15 protein-coding genes are annotated in these 17,179 nt (G+C 41.1%); 11 read left to right on the top strand and 4 right to left on the bottom strand.

The genetic code is table 11. The features are described from left to right. Positions 1-191 precede the first annotated feature (191 nt). Complete coding sequence (locus tag NSQ36_RS04660) at positions 192-1,277, bottom strand: diguanylate cyclase (protein ID WP_003211754.1); 1,086 nt, start codon at positions 1,275-1,277, stop codon at positions 192-194. Between the two features lie 98 nt (positions 1,278-1,375). Here NSQ36_RS04660 and NSQ36_RS04665 point away from each other — a divergent pair, with 98 nt between their 5' ends. Then, positions 1,376-1,543 (top strand): hypothetical protein, encoded by a 168-nt coding sequence (locus NSQ36_RS04665; protein WP_339206908.1) that lies wholly within the window; start codon positions 1,376-1,378, stop codon positions 1,541-1,543. 237 nt (positions 1,544-1,780) lie between these two features. Here NSQ36_RS04665 and NSQ36_RS04670 read toward each other — a convergent pair whose 3' ends face one another. After that, positions 1,781-2,179, bottom strand: coding sequence for a hypothetical protein (locus tag NSQ36_RS04670; protein WP_050945440.1), 399 nt, complete (start codon positions 2,177-2,179; stop codon positions 1,781-1,783). A 151-nt stretch (positions 2,180-2,330) separates the two neighbouring features. Here NSQ36_RS04670 and NSQ36_RS04675 point away from each other — a divergent pair, with 151 nt between their 5' ends. Both NSQ36_RS04675 and NSQ36_RS04680 read left to right on the top strand, forming a co-directional pair. Then, positions 2,331-2,840 (top strand): YhcN/YlaJ family sporulation lipoprotein, encoded by a 510-nt coding sequence (locus NSQ36_RS04675; RefSeq protein WP_003211812.1) that lies wholly within the window; start codon positions 2,331-2,333, stop codon positions 2,838-2,840. A gap of 156 nt (positions 2,841-2,996) precedes the next feature. After that, a complete protein-coding gene (locus NSQ36_RS04680) occupies positions 2,997-3,872 on the top strand; it encodes a hypothetical protein (RefSeq protein ID WP_339207320.1) in 876 nt (291 codons plus the stop codon). 29 nt (positions 3,873-3,901) lie between these two features. Here the strand turns inward: NSQ36_RS04680 and NSQ36_RS04685 are convergent, their stop codons facing one another. Next, positions 3,902-4,546, bottom strand: a complete 645-nt coding sequence (locus tag NSQ36_RS04685; protein ID WP_226804839.1) for a spore coat protein — start codon at positions 4,544-4,546, stop codon at positions 3,902-3,904. A gap of 144 nt (positions 4,547-4,690) precedes the next feature. Between NSQ36_RS04685 and NSQ36_RS04690 the strand changes: the two genes are divergently transcribed. The 3 genes from NSQ36_RS04690 to NSQ36_RS04700 all read left to right on the top strand — a co-directional run bounded on the left by NSQ36_RS04690 (position 4,691) and on the right by NSQ36_RS04700 (position 11,676). Beyond that, positions 4,691-8,071 (top strand): CheR family methyltransferase, encoded by a 3,381-nt coding sequence (locus tag NSQ36_RS04690; RefSeq protein WP_339206910.1) that lies wholly within the window; start codon positions 4,691-4,693, stop codon positions 8,069-8,071. 86 nt (positions 8,072-8,157) lie between these two features. Further along, positions 8,158-11,061: a 5'-nucleotidase C-terminal domain-containing protein gene (locus NSQ36_RS04695; RefSeq protein ID WP_339206912.1), complete on the top strand. Its 2,904-nt coding sequence runs from the start codon at positions 8,158-8,160 to the stop codon at positions 11,059-11,061. A gap of 48 nt (positions 11,062-11,109) precedes the next feature. After that, entirely contained in the window at positions 11,110-11,676 is a 567-nt protein-coding gene (locus NSQ36_RS04700; protein ID WP_339206914.1) for a class D sortase, read from the top strand. Between the two features lie 37 nt (positions 11,677-11,713). Here the strand turns inward: NSQ36_RS04700 and NSQ36_RS04705 are convergent, their stop codons facing one another. Then, on the bottom strand, positions 11,714-12,622 hold the full coding sequence (locus tag NSQ36_RS04705; protein ID WP_226804842.1) for an RluA family pseudouridine synthase: 909 nt from the start codon (positions 12,620-12,622) through the stop codon (positions 11,714-11,716). A gap of 108 nt (positions 12,623-12,730) precedes the next feature. Between NSQ36_RS04705 and NSQ36_RS04710 the strand changes: the two genes are divergently transcribed. From NSQ36_RS04710 to NSQ36_RS04730, 5 genes are all read left to right on the top strand, one after another. Then, a complete protein-coding gene (locus tag NSQ36_RS04710) occupies positions 12,731-13,081 on the top strand; it encodes a DUF5365 family protein (protein ID WP_003212251.1) in 351 nt (116 codons plus the stop codon). Positions 13,082-13,391: 310 nt separating this feature from the next. Beyond that, positions 13,392-14,057, top strand: a complete 666-nt coding sequence (locus NSQ36_RS04715; RefSeq protein WP_003211898.1) for an HAD family hydrolase — start codon at positions 13,392-13,394, stop codon at positions 14,055-14,057. A gap of 15 nt (positions 14,058-14,072) precedes the next feature. Beyond that, positions 14,073-15,611, top strand: a complete 1,539-nt coding sequence (locus NSQ36_RS04720; RefSeq protein ID WP_106032291.1) for a bifunctional GNAT family N-acetyltransferase/carbon-nitrogen hydrolase family protein — start codon at positions 14,073-14,075, stop codon at positions 15,609-15,611. A 125-nt stretch (positions 15,612-15,736) separates the two neighbouring features. Beyond that, the gene (locus tag NSQ36_RS04725; RefSeq protein WP_050945474.1) at positions 15,737-16,153 is read left to right on the top strand and encodes a VOC family protein; all 417 of its coding nucleotides are present in this window, start codon (positions 15,737-15,739) and stop codon (positions 16,151-16,153) included. 87 nt (positions 16,154-16,240) lie between these two features. Further along, entirely contained in the window at positions 16,241-17,158 is a 918-nt protein-coding gene (locus tag NSQ36_RS04730; RefSeq protein WP_003212117.1) for an AEC family transporter, read from the top strand. Positions 17,159-17,179 lie beyond the last annotated feature (21 nt).

Genomic DNA, 17,179 nt, shown 5'->3' on the forward strand with positions numbered 1-17,179 from the left:
CGCTTAAATTCACTATTCTTGCTCTTACACAAACTTCAAAGACGAAAACTCTTTCAAAACTTTCTTCTTAAAGATGATACGAACAAAAATAATTACCTTTACTTTACCAGTGTTTGCGGGAAAAAACAACTGTTATCCAAAAACTTTTTTAAAAATAATTAGCGCTAACAAATTGAGGAAAAAGCCTATGTTCATTGGCCTCTTTTTCTCCCTGAGAAGCTCACTTGATTTCGGCCAGACTGCTTCGCTTTATAGAGCTCTTGGTCAGCTATAATCGGTAATTGCTTGATATTTGGACTTGTCCCGGGGAAATACGCACACCCAAGTGATACTGTAATATGAATGGACATGCCATTTTGTAAATAAATCGGCTGATCTGCTATTTTTCTTCGTAAGCGTTCTGCAATCTGCCATGTTTTTTCAACTGTACAATTGGGTAGAAGGACGGCAAATTCCTCACCGCCAATTCGGCCAATATAATCTGAGCTTCTTGTGTTTTTCATCAGCCTTTTTCCGATTTCTTTTAAAACCATATCTCCCTCATGATGTCCATATTGGTCATTGATGGATTTGAAGTAATCGATGTCTAAGTAAATAAGGGATATTTGATGGATAGGCTGCTTAAATTTCATCGAAAAAGCATCATTTAAGACCTCATCGAACTTCCGCTTATTTAAAACACCTGTTAAAAAGTCATAATGAGCTTGGAATTTATACAAATTTAACAGCTGATATGCTTTTGTTTGATGCTCAATGACGTAAAAGTTAAACAGTCCTGCAACATATGAGAACATCCAATAAGCAAAATGCAGTTCAAATGATGTCTCATGCACGATCATGATAAACAGGCTTGTGGCAATGACATTACCTAACGTAATGGACAAAAGCATTTTCATAACTTGATTCATATGGCGCTCAGCAATTAAAAAAGAAGCTGTTGCGATGATCATCATGGAAAAAATATTGATGAAAGAAGCGACGTTGGCTTCGATTAATAATCGACCAATGATTACAACACAGGCTGCAATGATGGTTTGGGCGATGCCTCCATAAAAGGCCGTTAAAATAAGGGGGATATGTCTTAAATCGATGATGGCTGGTCCTGCTTTGATAGAGAAGAACATTAAGAGGACACCGAGTAACCCAGAAAGAATGCCTTTGAATAGTTGTCTGAGCAGGGTATCTTCTTTCTTAAGAAAATTCTCTTTAAACACAAGCAGAAATAGATAATGAAAAGTGACAAGAATTGTTAAATTAATAAAGAGGTCTCTTAGCAAAATTAAATCACCTTTTTAAAATTACTAAAATTTGTTGCAAAAGAAAAGGGGAAAAAGGATAATTAATAAAAATTTCACTTATAAGGGGATCGAAACATATGCGAGGAAAACGCTTCCCAGATCAAACGGACTGGCTTTCTTTTTTTGAAACGGAGCCTGATGAAAGGTTCGAGAAAGGGATGCCTATTGAATATCAAAGCCTGACATTTCGATTTGAGAATCAAGACGAGCGTTTCGTTGTCACGATGTACCTTGGAAGTCAATAAAAGCTGTTCGAAAAAAAGATGGATCTGTTTTAGGCATCTATGATTTTAAAACCGTGCAACATGTAGAGATAAAAAAAGACAAGCAATACGAAAAAGAGCTTTTAATCATAGTGGAAGCTTATGGCGATTTTATCACAACAGTTGAAATCACCTTTTTACCTTTCTTCTCTGTGATGATGAAAGAACATTTTTCAGGAGAATAAACAGGAGCCTCTATTCATAAAGGCTCCTGTTTTCTTATTTGTGCTCGATGTCATTGATCACTTGCTGGATTGATTCATCATCCATCACATTCATGACACTTTCATCAATATGAAGAGACTGTGCATAAGACTCTCTTGGCTGATGGTTTCTTGATGTCGATTGGTGCTGATTCGTATGATTTGGCTGTACAGCAGTGAATGCCTGCTTCATCATTTGTCCGATTTCCGCAGTGCCCTTTGATTCTTTCTGTGCGTGTGACTCTTGTCGAGACGATTCATGGTGCTGCTGATCTTTTCCCTTCATCATTGAAGACATATTCATTTGCGTCATGCTTTTCAGTCTTCTTCGTAAAACTGGGGAAAATAATGCAATGATGGCTGTAGATGCTGCGATCATTGCGCCAGTGCTCATGCCTTTTCTTTTTTTAAACAAACGAATCCCTCCATTTGATCGTGATGATTCTTCTTCATCATGTTTAGGATGACCAAACAAAGCTGAATTATGAATTCATTTCGTTGAAAGAGAGGATGTATGCATAAAAAGCCGACTGGATGAAAAACCTAAGAGCAAAAGGAGGGAATAAATGATGAATAAGAAATGGATGCTATCTTTACTACTCGTTCCAGCATTGATCACCACTGGATGTGGTATGAACAACCAGGGCGATGAGCGAAGAGGAACAATGAAACGACAGTATGAAAATGTCACATATAAGAATGACAACATGAGGCAGGATCAGCCAGATGTTCAAACACCTCAGAAGGTCAAAGTGGCAGATAAAGCGTCAGAGCTAGTAGCCAACATGTCTGAAGTAAAAACAGCGAACGTACTTGTTACAGGAAAGAATGCATTTGTTGCCGTTATGCTTGAAGGCGATAAAAGCGGTAATGTAACAGAAGATTTGAAAAAGAAAATTTCTGATAAAGTCAAATCAACGGATCAACAAATCGACAATGTGTATGTATCTGCGAATCCAGACTTTGTCGATCGTATGGAAGGGTACGGAAAACGTATTAGAAGCGGAGAGCCCATCTCAGGATTTTTCGATGAATTTACTGAAACGGTCAGACGTGTCTTCCCTGAATCAAAATAACTACGACAAAAGCCGTATGTCATATGCGGCTTTTTTGTTTGGAACCGCACCTTGCGCACCTGACTGCATAAAGTAAAAAATATATCACCTCTTGTTGATCTTTGTTTCTTCATAGAAAGAGAAAGAGGCTGCAGGATGAATTCAGGTGGGGAGCAAATGAAAGCCAAGCCGTCATTGATTCATAAAAAGCTTGTAGGCGGAATGATAGCAGCAGGTCTCATTTTTTATGCTTTCACCGCATACTTGATTTATGTTGCGTTTCAGCTGACAGGACAATATTTAGAGCAGCAGTCTTCTCCTAAAACGATTTTAACGGAGGGACTCAATAAGCAAGTCTATGAACATATTAGAATATACTATGCAGAGGAAGAGGACGCTTTTGTTGATTTAACAATTGAGGCCATGGATCAGGCAAAGAAGAGGACAGCGTCAGTATTTCATTTTGAAACTGACAAACCTTTAGACATTATTTATTTTGATGATAAAGAGACAATCGAGCAATTTGCAGGAATTAAGCATATTACGGGTTTTTACTCCGATCATGATCAAATGATAGGGTTATATCCAGATAAGCGGGAAGCATTATTGAAGAAAGAGACACTCCCTTTATACTTTTTCAACACGTTATTGATTCATGAATATGCTCACTTTGTTTTCTATGAAAAAGTTCATTCTTACGAAGTGTCTCCGGTGATCTTTCCCCTTTGGTTCCATGAGGGAACAGCAGAATGGACGGCCTATGACGTGTTAAATGCCACGTCTGAACGGTTCGACGTCATTCCCTTTCAATCTCTTCATTCCGATCAAGATTGGCAGGACTCCCGGATGACGTATGAGACAGATGTTTATGTGCAAAGCTACTATATGATTTATGAGCTCGTGCAGCTTTATGGACGAGACGTCATACATGAGATTATGGAGGAAACGGCGAAGACTGGCCGTTTTGATAGAGGTTTTGAACAAGCGACAGGACAACGTTTGGCAGATTTTGAAGAGCAATTTAAACTGAGTTATCAAAGAAAAAACGGCTGACCTGAGGATATAGGTCGGCCGTTTTTTGTTTAATGAAGCGGTTTTTGCTGATTGGCTTTGTTTGGCGGCATTTGAACTTGGCCCTTCATTGGGGCAAATGTAGACGTCATCGCCTGCATATCTTGAGCTGTAAGCTGCGGAACTTGATAATAGCTATGTTTATTTTGATATAAGAAAATTTCATACGCCATTTCAATAAAGTTCGGAATTTGCGCTGCAAGCACACGTCGCACCACAGGGTTTGTTACCTCTAGTGCAGTCATTGAAAGTAATCCAGCATGTGATTTCACGAGACCTAGCATATGCCCTGTAATTCCCGAGTCCTTTACATCCTGTAACGATTGATTTGGCTTCTTAGGCTGAGATGGTTTTATTCCGTATGTCACCTCTGTTTGTTCTTTCATCATATACGTAGATGTTTCTTCACTAGGCTTTTGACCAGTAGAAAAACAATCTACCGTGACATTATACTGTGACAATACAAATTGATATTGTCGATCTAAAATGTCGGATAATGAGGGATCTTGGATGAATTGGCGAAAGATCATGTATTGATCCAAAATATTAATGGTCCCTGCTAATACTTCATGTAAATCAAATAACTCATGCCCGCCATGATTGAATTGGGGCTGCTGGACATTTCCTTGAACGTTTGTCTGCTGATCGTTTTGCATAGAGATTCCTCCTATTGTTTATACATTCTGTTTTAATGTGAGGAAGTTTTCCTTCTTTCATGCAAAAAACATTATTTACAATTAGAGGGTTTTCTTCCTTTTTGTCGAAAAAAAGTATCAGACGAATGAACATGGGGGTACCAGATGCAGGACAAAATCATTAATCGTTTGATAGAAGACGAACATGTGCAGGCACCAGTGATTGGCATCGGTGTTTCGCCGTTTGAACAGCATCATCTTGAGGCTTTTTTTCAATCATTTCCACATGAACTAAATGCCTCTTTTATTGTTGTACAAAATCATGTGACAGGCGATTGTATAACTGATTTGGAAGCACTTGTTTTACCGATTGGCTACCGGGCAAAAACGATTAAACATGGTGAGAAAGTCATGAAGAAGACGATTTATTTTTGTCCACAGCATGCGGTAGTGACGTTAACAGAAGATCAGCGGTTGCACCTATCAGAGCAGCTGCCGGCGTGCATGGCTTGCTCTGTGGACTTGCTTTTTCAGTCTCTTGCCAGCGTTCAAAAGGAGGAGGCATATGCGATTTTCTTTCAAAAAGGTCATTGCGTGGGAAGTGGCTTGCTTCAGTTGGTTGAGCAGGGCGGTACAGTTTTATCGTGCAGTGAGGAAGAAAGTGGTTTTGACACTTTGTATCAACAAACATTCAAAGACCCTTCAACCCTTGCGGCATATATCGCAAATATCATCAACGTCCCGCATCTCGATGAGGCAGATCCTGTTTTACTGAGAATTATTGAACGTCTTGAAATGTATAAAGGCATTGCTTTTTCAACCTATCAAAAGAAAAGGCTGCTATCTGTCATTCAAAAACGAATGAATGTTGCAAAAAAACGGATTTCATTGTTAGCAGAGTACGACTACTTATTAGAAAGAGAACCAGATGAGCTTGACCTTCTGCACGCTCAGCTTCTAAGCGGCATGACATCTTTTTTTAGAGATATGGATGCTTTTCATGTATGTGAACATCAGATCATTCCGTCGATCATTGAAAATGCGGTGAAAAACGGGAAATCTCGATGCCGTATTTGGATTGCAGGATGTTCGACAGGAGAGGAAGCGTATTCTTTTACGATCTTATTTTTAGAAGAAATGAAGCGAAGACAAGTGACCATTGAACTTCAAGTATTTGCAACAGATATCAACCGGAAAGCCATTCAAACAGCTAGTAAAGGTCTTTACTCAGTAGAGTCTATGGCAAGGATGCCGGAAAAATGGCGGGCGCGATATTTCGAAAGGAAAGGTGACGCTTTTATTGTGAAGCAGTCGCTTAGAAAACATATTGTCTTTGCACCTCACAATTTATTGATCGATTCACCTTTTATCCACCTCGATTTTATCAGTTGCCGAAATGTTCTGATGTACTTCCAGCCTGAAGTGCAAAAACGAGTATTGTCCCGATTCCAATATGCTTTAAAAGATCAAGGGATGTTGATATTAGGGCCAAATGAAACTTTACCCAATATCCCTCGTTTGTTTCATTTGTTCAATGAAAAATGGAACATTTACACCCATTCAAACGTTTCAAAACCATATGTCCCTTGGACACCAGACGCTCGTGATATCGAGTTGAAAGCGCGAGCCGAACAATATATGCAAGAAGTAAGCAAGGATTATGATGCATGTATGGTCATCAATGATAGTGACAAAATCCTGGCAGTATCAAAGGGTGCGTATTCTTTTTTAGATCATACAGAAGTGTCAGATCAATCATGTGAATATGTGACACCAGATTATATGAAAGAGATGCTCAGTCAAACCTTTCAAAAGGTTTGGACAGACGAGACAGAGGTTGTGTTTCAACATGTTCTCATTTCGGAAAAAGGCAGCAAGCAGTATGCAGATTTTACCGTGAAAAGTTTTGACCGCCGTTTTAAGGGAGTTTACGTCATTCTCATTCGAATGAATGAGAGAGGAAAAAATCAAAAGAACGGCAGGGACATAGGGATGTCAGATCAGAATTCAGTCTATCAACAGCGTATTGTCGATTTGGAAAATGAACTCAATGAAGTCAAACAAAAGGAGCAGGAGGCAAGGGCTCAATTAAAAGCAAAACACACGCAATTAGAGGAGTTTGAGAAAAAACACGAACATTATATAAATATCATAAACAACTTGAGGGTGACAAGAGAAGAACTGTACAAACCCTCTGTCAAGCCGGAGCTTGCAACGCTGTTTGTGGACAGGGACATGAATATACGCTATTACACTCCTACAGCTGCCTCTTTATTTACTTCTGCGAAAATCAGACATCAGCAATCCTTTCAGTCGATGGCTAAAAAGCTTACGCAGGAAACGCTCTATCATGATATCCAATCCGTCATATCGGATAGGCGCGCGATCGAACGTGAAATTGAAACGAACGAAGGCGAGCAATTCACCGTTCACATCACACCCATCTACGATGAAGAACGTGAAGGAGCAGTGATGACCTGGATTAAAATGACTGAAGTAACGAAAATCAAGCAGTCGCTTCATCTAGCGGTGACGGCACTTGATAACAGCCATATTCATATTGTTGTGGCAACTGAGGAAGGGGTCATCCAATGCGTGAATCAGCGTTTCTGTCAGTTTGTCCAGCAGCATGAATATGACCTGATCGGCAAAGATATTTTTTCTGTCTATCATTCGCTATGTCAATGTGATGATTTAGAGAAACAATGGAAGGTTTGTTTAAGAGAGGGCAGCTGGACAGGTGAACTATACTTTCAAGATTTATCTGGACGTGAACGATGGGAGAGAGTCTCTTTACACCGAATTGATGACCCTGACAAAATGCAGTCAACCGTCATGCGGATTTCAGAGGATATCACCAATCAAAAGCAGTCAGAGAAGATGCTGATGAAATCTGAGATGCTGTCAGCAGTAGGGCAGCTTGCAGCAGGCATCGCTCATGAGATACGGAACCCGCTGACCTCATTAAAAGGGTTTTTACAGCTGATGATTCAAAGTAAAAAGTATCAGAAAGATTATGCAGATGTGATGATGTCAGAGTTTAATCGGCTCGAGTCGATTATTAATGAATTCCTCGTTCTTTCGAGAAGCAAATCGGTGAAATTTGAACCGGTACATGTCAATCTTCTGCTCGAAGAAGTGATCATGGTCGTTGAATCCCAGGCGGTCTTAAAAGGCGTGTCCATTCAGAAAAAGCTGTCTCCGTCGCTCCCTAACATTCAAGGCATTCCGAATGAACTGAAACAAGTCTTCCTAAACATCCTTAAAAACGGAATAGAAGCGATGGATGGTGTGACAGGCGTCATCAAGGTGACCTCTCTCATGAAAGATCAGCAAATGATGTTGATCTTTGAAGACCAAGGAAAGGGAATACCAGAGGACGAAATAGGGAAACTCGGTGAACCATTTTATACAACAAAAGAAAAGGGGACAGGCCTTGGTTTAATGATGACCATTAAAATCATTGAAAGCCATGGCGGCACCATTCGTTTTGAAAGCAAAAACTTTGAGGGGACACGAGTGATTATTACCTTTCCGATGAGTTAAAAAAGACAAGTTTTACATGAAATCCATTCAACATCAATATTTACTTTGTACACTATGAGAGATGAAGCACAAAGGGGAGAGGTCTAATGAAACGAATGCTATCTATTCGAATGATTTGTTGTTTGGTTTTGGTGATCTTTAGTTTGCAATCCTTATTGCCTGGTATGTCCGCAGTGAGCGAGGTCAATGCATCTGAAAAGAAAGAAATGGTGTGGAAACAAAAAAAGATTGTGCAGATCAAAAAAGCCCGTCAGCTCATAGGAGAGACCGTGACAGTGAGCGGAATTGTGACAGCAGATCAATCAGCTGTAGGCAATGGGAAACTGTCCACATACATTCAAGACAAATCAGCTGGAATCAATGTTTATTCAGCTCAGCCCAATCACTTCCCGGAACTAAAAGCAGGGATGAAGGTGACAGTGACTGGTAAAATCACGTCTTATAAAGGACTGATTGAAATTGTGCCAGATCAAGGCAGTCTGAAGATAGATGCTGTGAACCAAACCTTGCCAAAGGCGAAGCGAGTGTCTGTGAAGCAGCTAGAAACGGAACAAGCAGGTAAACATGAAGGAAGACTAGTAAAGGTCAAAGGCTATGTAGAGGCAAAACCAGCGCAGCCGGCTGGCGGTGGATACAATGTGGTGATCATCGATAAAAAATATCACAGCACCACTCTGAGAGTGATGGTCGATACGAATGCGATTGATAAAGTAAAGACAGGAAAATGGTACGAGTTTACAGGGGTGTTAAGCAGATATGATACGTTGCAGGTGCTTCTAAGACATAAGGATGATATCAACCTGCTGAAACGCCAGCCAAAGCCGCCAAAGATGAAGAAAGAATACAAAGCAACGGTTGACCGTGTGGTGGATGGAGATACGATTCATCTAAAGAAGCCCGTTCTAGGTACAACAAAGGTGCGTTTTGTGAATATGGACACGCCGGAAACGTATCATCAGCCAAAAAGCGAATTAGACAAAAACCAATTGCGTTTTGGACAGCAAGCGACTGACTATTTAAAAACACTACTTTCAAGCGGTGACCAAGTCACATTAAAGATTGGTCCTGAAGCGAAAGATAACTATGGACGTCTTTTAGCTCAAGTGAAAACCAAAAAAGGGTTAAATACAAATCTAGAGCTTGTGAAAAAAGGATATGCCCCTACTTATTTCATCTGGCCAGTTGGAGATGAAAAGGACTATCATACGTTTCAAAAAGCAGTAAAAGAAGCAAAGGAAAAAGGACTGGGCATATGGAACGAAGCAGCCCCTCTACTGGAACAGCCATTTGAATTTAGAGCACGTGAACAGAAAAAAGGACTGACACGCTATGTTGGTGATTCATCTGTCAAAACCTACGTGTCCCCTGACAAATGGAAAGAAATCGATGTGGATAAACGGATCTTTTTTGCTTCCAAAGAAGAAGCAGAGCAGGCTGGTTATCAGCCGGAAAAGGATGCGGACGACGTACCATTAACGATTTTAAGTTTGAATGATTTACACGGTAAAATTGATCAAGAATACGAATTGGATCTAAAAGATGATGGCAATAAAGGCATGTATGGGCGGATGGATTATGTCGCGGCCTATATGAAGCAAAAACAAGCAGCGCACAAAAATACGATCACGGTCCATGCTGGAGATATGATTGGCGGGAGCTCTCCAATATCTTCTCTTCTGCAAGATGAACCAACCGTTGAACTCATGGAGAACATTGGCTTTGATGTCGGCACGGTCGGCAACCATGAATTCGATGAAGGGGTAGACGAGCTATTGCGTATCTTAAATGGCGGAGATCATCCTAAAGGCACAAAGGGGTATGACGGACAGAACTTTCCGCTCGTTTGTGCGAACTGTGAATACAAGGATACTGGCAAACCGCTTTTACCGGCTTATGAAATCATCGATGTCGAAGGAATCCCAGTCGCATTTATCGGCGTTGTGACCAAGTCAGCCGCAGGAATGGTCATGCCAGAAGGGATTAAAGACATTCAGTTTACAGATGAAGTCAAAGCTGTGAATGAAGCCACGAAGGAACTAAAACAAAAAGGAGTTAAAGCCATAGCGGTTTTAGCTCATATGACAGCCTCTCAAAATGGGGATACGATCACCGGAGAGAGTGCAAAGCTTGCAAAAGAAGGTGATGATGAAATTGACGTCATCTTTGCAGGGCATAATCATGAAGTGGTCAATGGAGAGGTCAATGGAAAATTAATTGTGCAAGCCTTTGAATATGGAAAGGCGATTGGCGAAGTCAATGTGACACTTGACCGTAAAACGAAGGATATCGTCAAAAAGAGTGCGAATATCCAGTATGTAGATCAAGCTGGTATAGAAAAGGACAAGGAAGCAGCAGACATCTTGGCTCATTACGGGAAAGAAGTGGAGCCGATTATTAGTGAGGTTGTTGGAGAAGCCGGGGTCAAAATGGAAGGCGGCTATTCAAATGATGGAGACACGCCGCTCGGTAATTTGATTGCGGATGGTATGAGATATTCAATGAAAAGTGACTTTGCCATGATGAATGGAGGCGGCATTAGACAAAACCTTGAAAAAGGGCCGATAACGTGGGGAGATCTCTTTAATATTCAGCCATTTGGCAACGTTTTAGTCAAACTAGAGATCAAGGGAAAAGACTTAGTAGAGATCATAGAAGCACAAATTTCTCCACAATTTGGACCAGATTATAGCATTTCAGGCTTTTCATATTCCTATGATCCTGTAACATATAAAGTAGTCGACTTGAAGCTGCCAGACGGTTCAGCAATAGCTCTCGATCAAGCGTATACACTCACTGTGAATAACTTCATGGCAACAGCAACTGGCAGTAAATATGCACCAATAGGCAGGCTTGGGCAAAACCCTGAAACAGGCCCAGAAGACTTAGAAGCCACTGTCGATTTTGTGAAAAGCTTTGAAGGAGCTTCCATTGTGTATCAAAAAGAGGGACGAATTCAAAAAGCAAAACAAGAGGAAAAAGCAGCAAGCTAAAGAGAGCGTATCATCTAAGAGAAATGTAACAGGCAAAGGAGTTTAAGCATGAAAAAGTGGCTTGCACTGACTGTGATGACAGCCGGGATTGTGCTGCTCGGCTGGGGGATATGGCAAATCGCATCGACTCATCTTCAAACAGCCCAATCATTAGACGAAGCGAAGAAGGTCGTGGCAGACGATCAAGGGATGTCCAAGAAGCAGTTTGCTCCAGAAGTGGGGAAAGCTTCTGGCATCCTGACGATTCCAAAATTAAAAGCAGACCTTCCCATTGTCGAAGGGACGGATGCGGATGACCTTGCAAAGGGAGTAGGACACTACAAAGGCAGTTATTATCCGGATCAAAATGGACAAATCGTTCTTTCTGGCCATCGTGACACGGTGTTTCGCCGGACAGGCGAACTGGATATTGGAGATCAACTGAAAATCACTGTGCCGTATGGTGAATTTATATATGAAATCACACATACGAAAATTGTTGATCAGCATGATACATCCATCATTACGTTGCAGAATGAAAAGGAAGAGCTGGTGTTAACCACATGCTATCCTTTTCATTTCGTCGGCAATGCGCCAGATCGGTATATTATTTATGCAAAAAGAGTGTCTGAATAAAGAAAAAGAGCCTGCTTTTCATACGCAGGCTCTTTTGTTAATGGATGATTTGACTCATGAGCTGGTCCATATCAGGTGGTAGAGGTGCTTCGATGATCAGATGCTCACCTGTAAAAGGATGTTTCATGTCTACTTGCTTGGCGTGAAGAGCACACCTATTGATGTAATCACGAACTCCGTCATATAATGTATCCCCAGCTAGTGGATGCCCGAGACTGCTCAGGTGGACACGAATTTGATGCGTTCTACCCGTTTCTAATTGAAGTTTAACGGCTGTCAGTTGCAGACGTTTATTCATGTCCATGACCTGAAAATGAGTCACAGCTTTTAGCCCATTAGGGGAGATTCTTCGTCTGACTGCATGGTGTTTGTCACGGCCGATCGCTGCATCGATGGTGCCTTTCTTTTTTTTGAAAAGTCCCTCTGCGATGGCGATGTATGTGCGTTTGATTGTTTTTTTAGAAAGCATTTGATCAAGAGCCGCATGGGCTAATCTATGCTTTGCAAAAATGACGGTGCCGCTCGTGTCTTGATCAAGCCTGTGGATATGTCTTACCCGCTTTTCTTCACCATTTGCTTGAAAATGGAATGCCACAAGATTTGCCAGTGTGCCTGTTTGTCCTTGTTCATTCGGATGAGTTGGCCGGCCGGCAGGTTTTTGCACAATTAATAAATGCTCGTCTTCAAAGAGTACCTCTAATTCACCATATTCCGGTGTCACATCACTTTCTTCTGTTTCAAATAAATCAATGATGATCTGATCGCCTTGACTGACTTTAGCTGCGTGATGGGCAGGCTTTTGATTTAAACGAACTTTTTGATGCTCCATCCAAAAGTGAATAATCGGTTTTGATGCAGAGACGGCTGTCTTTAAAAAATGACTGAGTGAAGTGTGATGATACTTCTCGTCTACTTTTAGTGAGAGCGTGTGTCCTTTTATGATCATGATATCCGTTCCTCTCTATGGGTATATATAGGAAACACTTACCTTGGCGAACGCCTTTTTTTCTGTGCTATTCTGAATAAAGAATAACGACAGAGAGGTAGATGTCACGTGAGATTAATGAAAGCTGCTACAGACCTGCAAGAGCAGGCAATTGAAGAAATATCAAAGGATGTTGAAGATCTTCTTTCTCATGCTGTCAATGGACAGCAGCGGGATATGCGTCAAAAAGATCGCTCCCTTACCTTTATTGATGGTGTATATAACGGGACGATGGATGATGCTTTTCGTATTTTATCGGGACTTCAGCTATTACATACCATTATTGTAAAACCGAAACGTCATCTCACCAAACGAGATCGTGAGCTATTCGAGCGAAACCGTGAGCAGGTCAACGCCTGCGGCTTTTCTTTTCCGTTTGATCTCGACGATTTTGCCAGCCGTCACCTTCAAAATGCGTAAAAGATGGTGTGAACTTCCTTGTTAACTTACAAGGCCCTCGCACATACTATTTTTAAGGGAACGGAGAAACCTTTAAGATCTGTAATACCAAACCCGCTCTTTTTCAACATCGCCTATTTCTCCACGAATCGGAGCGCTTGGATCTCTTGCAGAATGAACCGAACATGGGTAGGAGCCTGACAAAACGGTGCAGGCTCCTTTTATACATAATCATTTTAGCAGACATTCATCTTTGAAAGTCAATTTTATTCACGATATGATAGCATTGAGTATATCTTTAAGACTTTTGTAAAAAAAAGGAGTGGCCTCGTTGGTAAAGGCGATTATATTTGATTTTGACGGATTAATTTTAGATACAGAAACACATGAATATGAGGTTTTACAAGAAATGTTTGCGGAGCATGAGTCAGATCTGCCTCTTTCCGTATGGGGCAAGGTCATTGGGACGCAGGCAGGCTTTAAGCCATTTGAATATTTGGAAAAGCAGCTAGGAAAGACACTGGATCATGAGACACTCACAGCAGATCGGCGTTCTCGTTTTCAAAAAAGAATGAAGGACGAATCAGCAAGACCTGGTGTAGAAGCTTATTTAGAAGCAGCAAAGGAGCTGGGGATCAAGATTGGACTTGCTTCCAGCTCAGACTATAAATGGGTGTCTGATCACCTGAAGCAGATTGGTCTTTTCGACTATTTTGAATGTATCCGCACGTCAGATGATGTGGAAGAAGTGAAACCAAATCCAGAGCTCTATTTGCAAACCGCACGCTGCTTAGGGGTAGAGCCAAAAGATTGTGTGGCATTTGAGGATTCTGTAAATGGATCAGTAGCTGCCAAACGGGCAGGTATGAAATGTGTCATCGTCCCAAACAAAGTGACGAGCACGCTGCAATTTGAAGAATATGATGTCAGATTAGAATCCATGGCTGAAATCGAATTGCTCCAGCTATTCCATCAGCTTGAAAAAGAGGATCAGTAAGGGGGCAAATACATCATGGCAGAAAAACTAGACTTAACGCGGTTTGAAAAAAGAATGGAGATCCGTAATATCCGGGAAGAGGATATTGACCGAATCATTGCCTTGCAAGAGGTATGCTTTCCAGGCATGGATCCTTGGAAACGAGAGCATCTTGAAAGCCACCTTGAGCATTTCCCAGAAGGGCAGTTTTGTGCTGAATTCGAGGGAGAAATCATTGGCTCTTGTTCAAGTTTATTAATTAACTTTGATGAATACGATGATCGCCACACATGGCAGGACATTACAGATGATGGGTACATCACAAACCATAATCCGGATGGGATGAATATGTACGGAATCGAAGTCATGGTGAGTCCTGAATACCGACGAATGAAAATTGGACATCGCTTGTATGAAGCAAGAAAAGACTTGGCAAGAAGATTAAATTTAAAAAGCATCATCATTGGCGGGCGCATTCCGAACTATCATAAATACCAAGAGGAAATGACGCCTCGCCAGTATGTTGAGCAGGTCATGCTTCACCAAATCTATGATCCCGTTTTATCTTTTCAGCTGTTAAATGAATTTAGTCTCATGCGGATCAATCCGAATTACTTGCCTGATGATAAAGCATCCAGCACATATGCGACGTTAATGGAATGGAACAATGTCGATTATCGCCCGCAATCGAAAAGATATTTTAAATCGGCGTTTCCTGTTCGAATTTGTGTGATTCAATATGCGATGAAACAAATTCACTCCTTTGAAGAATTTATGAATCAGGTCGAGTATTATGTGGATGTTGCATCAGATGCATCAGCTGACTTTGCGGTATTCCCAGAAATTTTCACGACGCAGCTCATGTCTTATTTAGAAGAGCGGTCACCTAGTCTTGCCGTGCAGCGGATCACGGAATATACCGAGGACTACATTAATTTGTTCACAGACCTTTCTGTGAAATATAACATTAATATCATCGGCGGGTCCCACTTTGTAGAAGAAGAAGGGAAAATCTACAATATTGCCTATTTATTTAGACGTGATGGAACGATTGAAAAGCAATATAAGCTTCACATCACGCCGAATGAAAGAAAATGGTGGGGGATTTCAGCTGGTGACCAGGTCCGGGTATTTGATACGGATTGCGGCAAAATTGCGATCCAAATTTGCTACGATATTGAATTTCCTGAGCTTGCACGGATTGCAGCTGACAAAGGAGCGAAAATTATTTTCACTCCGTTCTGTACAGAAGACCGCCAAGGCTATTTAAGAGTACGTTACTGTGCACAGGCGAGAGCGGTTGAAAACCAGATTTATACCGTCATCTCTGGAACAGTTGGCAACCTTCCGCAAACCGAAAATATGGATGTTCAATATGCACAATCGGCTATATTTGCCCCATCAGACTTTGAATTTGCAAGAGATGGGATTGTAGGAGAGTGTAATCCAAACATTGAGATGGTTGTCGTTGGGGATGTCGATTTAGAAATTTTAAGAAGACAAAGGCAAGATGGGACCGTACGTCAGCTGAAAGACCGAAGAAGAGATGTGTACCATATTGAATATAAGAAATAATGATGGAAGCGCCTATCGTTGAGGCGCTTCTTTTTGATAACATATTTTTTTCAATTGCCAAAGGGATGCTGAAGAAAAAGCTGAATATACTGAAAGGAGATTATGTGTTCAAAAAGGAGAGGAACATGGGGCGACAATCTAAACATCTGTATATCAATTTGCCGGTAAATCATGTGAAGGAATCTATCGCTTTTTTTGAGCAGCTGGGTTTTGAATTTGAGCAGCAGTTCACGAATGATCAGGCGGCCTGTTTGGTCATTGATGACACGATCACCGTCATGCTGTTGTCACTCAGGCATTTTCAGTCCATTTCAGAGAAACAATTAGTGGATGCAAAAAAAGCATCAGAGGTGATTATCTCTATGCGTGTTCATTCACGAGAAGAGGTCGATGAGCTTGTCGAGCAGGCAATGGCAGCAGGCGGTTCACCGTTTAAGGAAAAGCAGGATCATGAGTTCATGTATGGATGGAGCTTTCAGGATCTTGATGGTCATTTGTGGGAAGTGTTTTATATGGATGAGGAGAGAAGCGGCCTTTCATAAGGGTGCTTCTTTTTTATTGTTTATCAATGGTATGATAATGAGGAGCAGAAGGAATCTGGAATTCAACTAAAGAAAAGTAGGTGCAGCATGGAGTTTTTACTTGTCTTACTGCCAGTGTTCGGCATATTCCTGATCGGGTATATCGGGCAGAAGGCGATTGGTTTTGACATACATACGCTCTCATCAATGTCTTTATATTTAATGTCACCATTTCTTGCGTTTGAAACCTTTTATCAAAACAAAGTGTCGATGGACTATGTGTATTTATCCATTTTTGTTGTCGGACTTTGTCTTGCACTTATTTTATGTGTCTTTATTTTATCTCGTATTTATGGGTATTCGAATGAAACGTATTGCGCCATGATTTTGTCGTCAGCTTTTATGAACAATGGAAACTATGGAACGCCTGTTGTGCTTCTTGTCTTCGGAGCAGCAGGTTTGGATATTGCGATCGTGTTGATGGTACTGCAGCAGCTTGTCATGAGTACAATCGGCATGTATTATGCAGCAAAGGGTGGAGAGGATGCGGGAGATGGAAAGGTCGTCTTGAAAAAAGTACTGCGTATGCCAGTTGCTTATGGGGCACTCATCGGTCTATTATTTCAGCTGATTGACCTTTCATTACCTAAAGAGCTGATGACGGGTATTCAGCTTGTGGGGAATGCTGCCATTCCGACGATTATGCTTATTTTAGGTATGCAGCTTGCTGTGATTTCTTTTAAGCAAGTGGATTATCGCAATATTTCTTATGCTGTATTGCTGAAGCTGTTTATCTCCCCACTCATTGCATTTGGCTTTACGCTTATTTTACCGGTAGATGATATGGTGAAACAAATTATGATCTTAGTGGCAGCCATGCCGACAGCAGCAAATACCACGCTGATGGCTGTACAATTTCGAACGAAGCCTGAGTTTGTCTCAAGCACGACATTTCTCAGTACAATCTTAAGTATCGTGACATTACCAGTTTTATTATGGATTTTATCCATGCACCCTCTGGGATAGGGGATAGGCGGCAAACAAAGG

It is taken from the genome of Bacillus sp. FSL W8-1143, assembly GCF_037965155.1.
GTDB lineage: Bacteria > Bacillota > Bacilli > Bacillales > Bacillaceae > Bacillus > Bacillus pumilus.

Coding starts and splice junctions, on each gene's coding strand:
- NSQ36_RS04690 (WP_339206910.1), top strand. CDS start 4,691: ATGCAGGACAAAATCATTAATCGTTTGATAGAAGACGAACATGTGCAG.
- NSQ36_RS04665 (WP_339206908.1), top strand. CDS start 1,376: ATGCGAGGAAAACGCTTCCCAGATCAAACGGACTGGCTTTCTTTTTTT.
- NSQ36_RS04680 (WP_339207320.1), top strand. CDS start 2,997: ATGAAAGCCAAGCCGTCATTGATTCATAAAAAGCTTGTAGGCGGAATG.
- NSQ36_RS04675 (WP_003211812.1), top strand. CDS start 2,331: ATGATGAATAAGAAATGGATGCTATCTTTACTACTCGTTCCAGCATTG.
- NSQ36_RS04720 (WP_106032291.1), top strand. CDS start 14,073: ATGGCAGAAAAACTAGACTTAACGCGGTTTGAAAAAAGAATGGAGATC.
- NSQ36_RS04700 (WP_339206914.1), top strand. CDS start 11,110: ATGAAAAAGTGGCTTGCACTGACTGTGATGACAGCCGGGATTGTGCTG.
- NSQ36_RS04725 (WP_050945474.1), top strand. CDS start 15,737: ATGGGGCGACAATCTAAACATCTGTATATCAATTTGCCGGTAAATCAT.
- NSQ36_RS04685 (WP_226804839.1), bottom strand. CDS start 4,546: ATGCAAAACGATCAGCAGACAAACGTTCAAGGAAATGTCCAGCAGCCC.
- NSQ36_RS04695 (WP_339206912.1), top strand. CDS start 8,158: ATGAAACGAATGCTATCTATTCGAATGATTTGTTGTTTGGTTTTGGTG.
- NSQ36_RS04705 (WP_226804842.1), bottom strand. CDS start 12,622: ATGATCATAAAAGGACACACGCTCTCACTAAAAGTAGACGAGAAGTAT.
- NSQ36_RS04730 (WP_003212117.1), top strand. CDS start 16,241: ATGGAGTTTTTACTTGTCTTACTGCCAGTGTTCGGCATATTCCTGATC.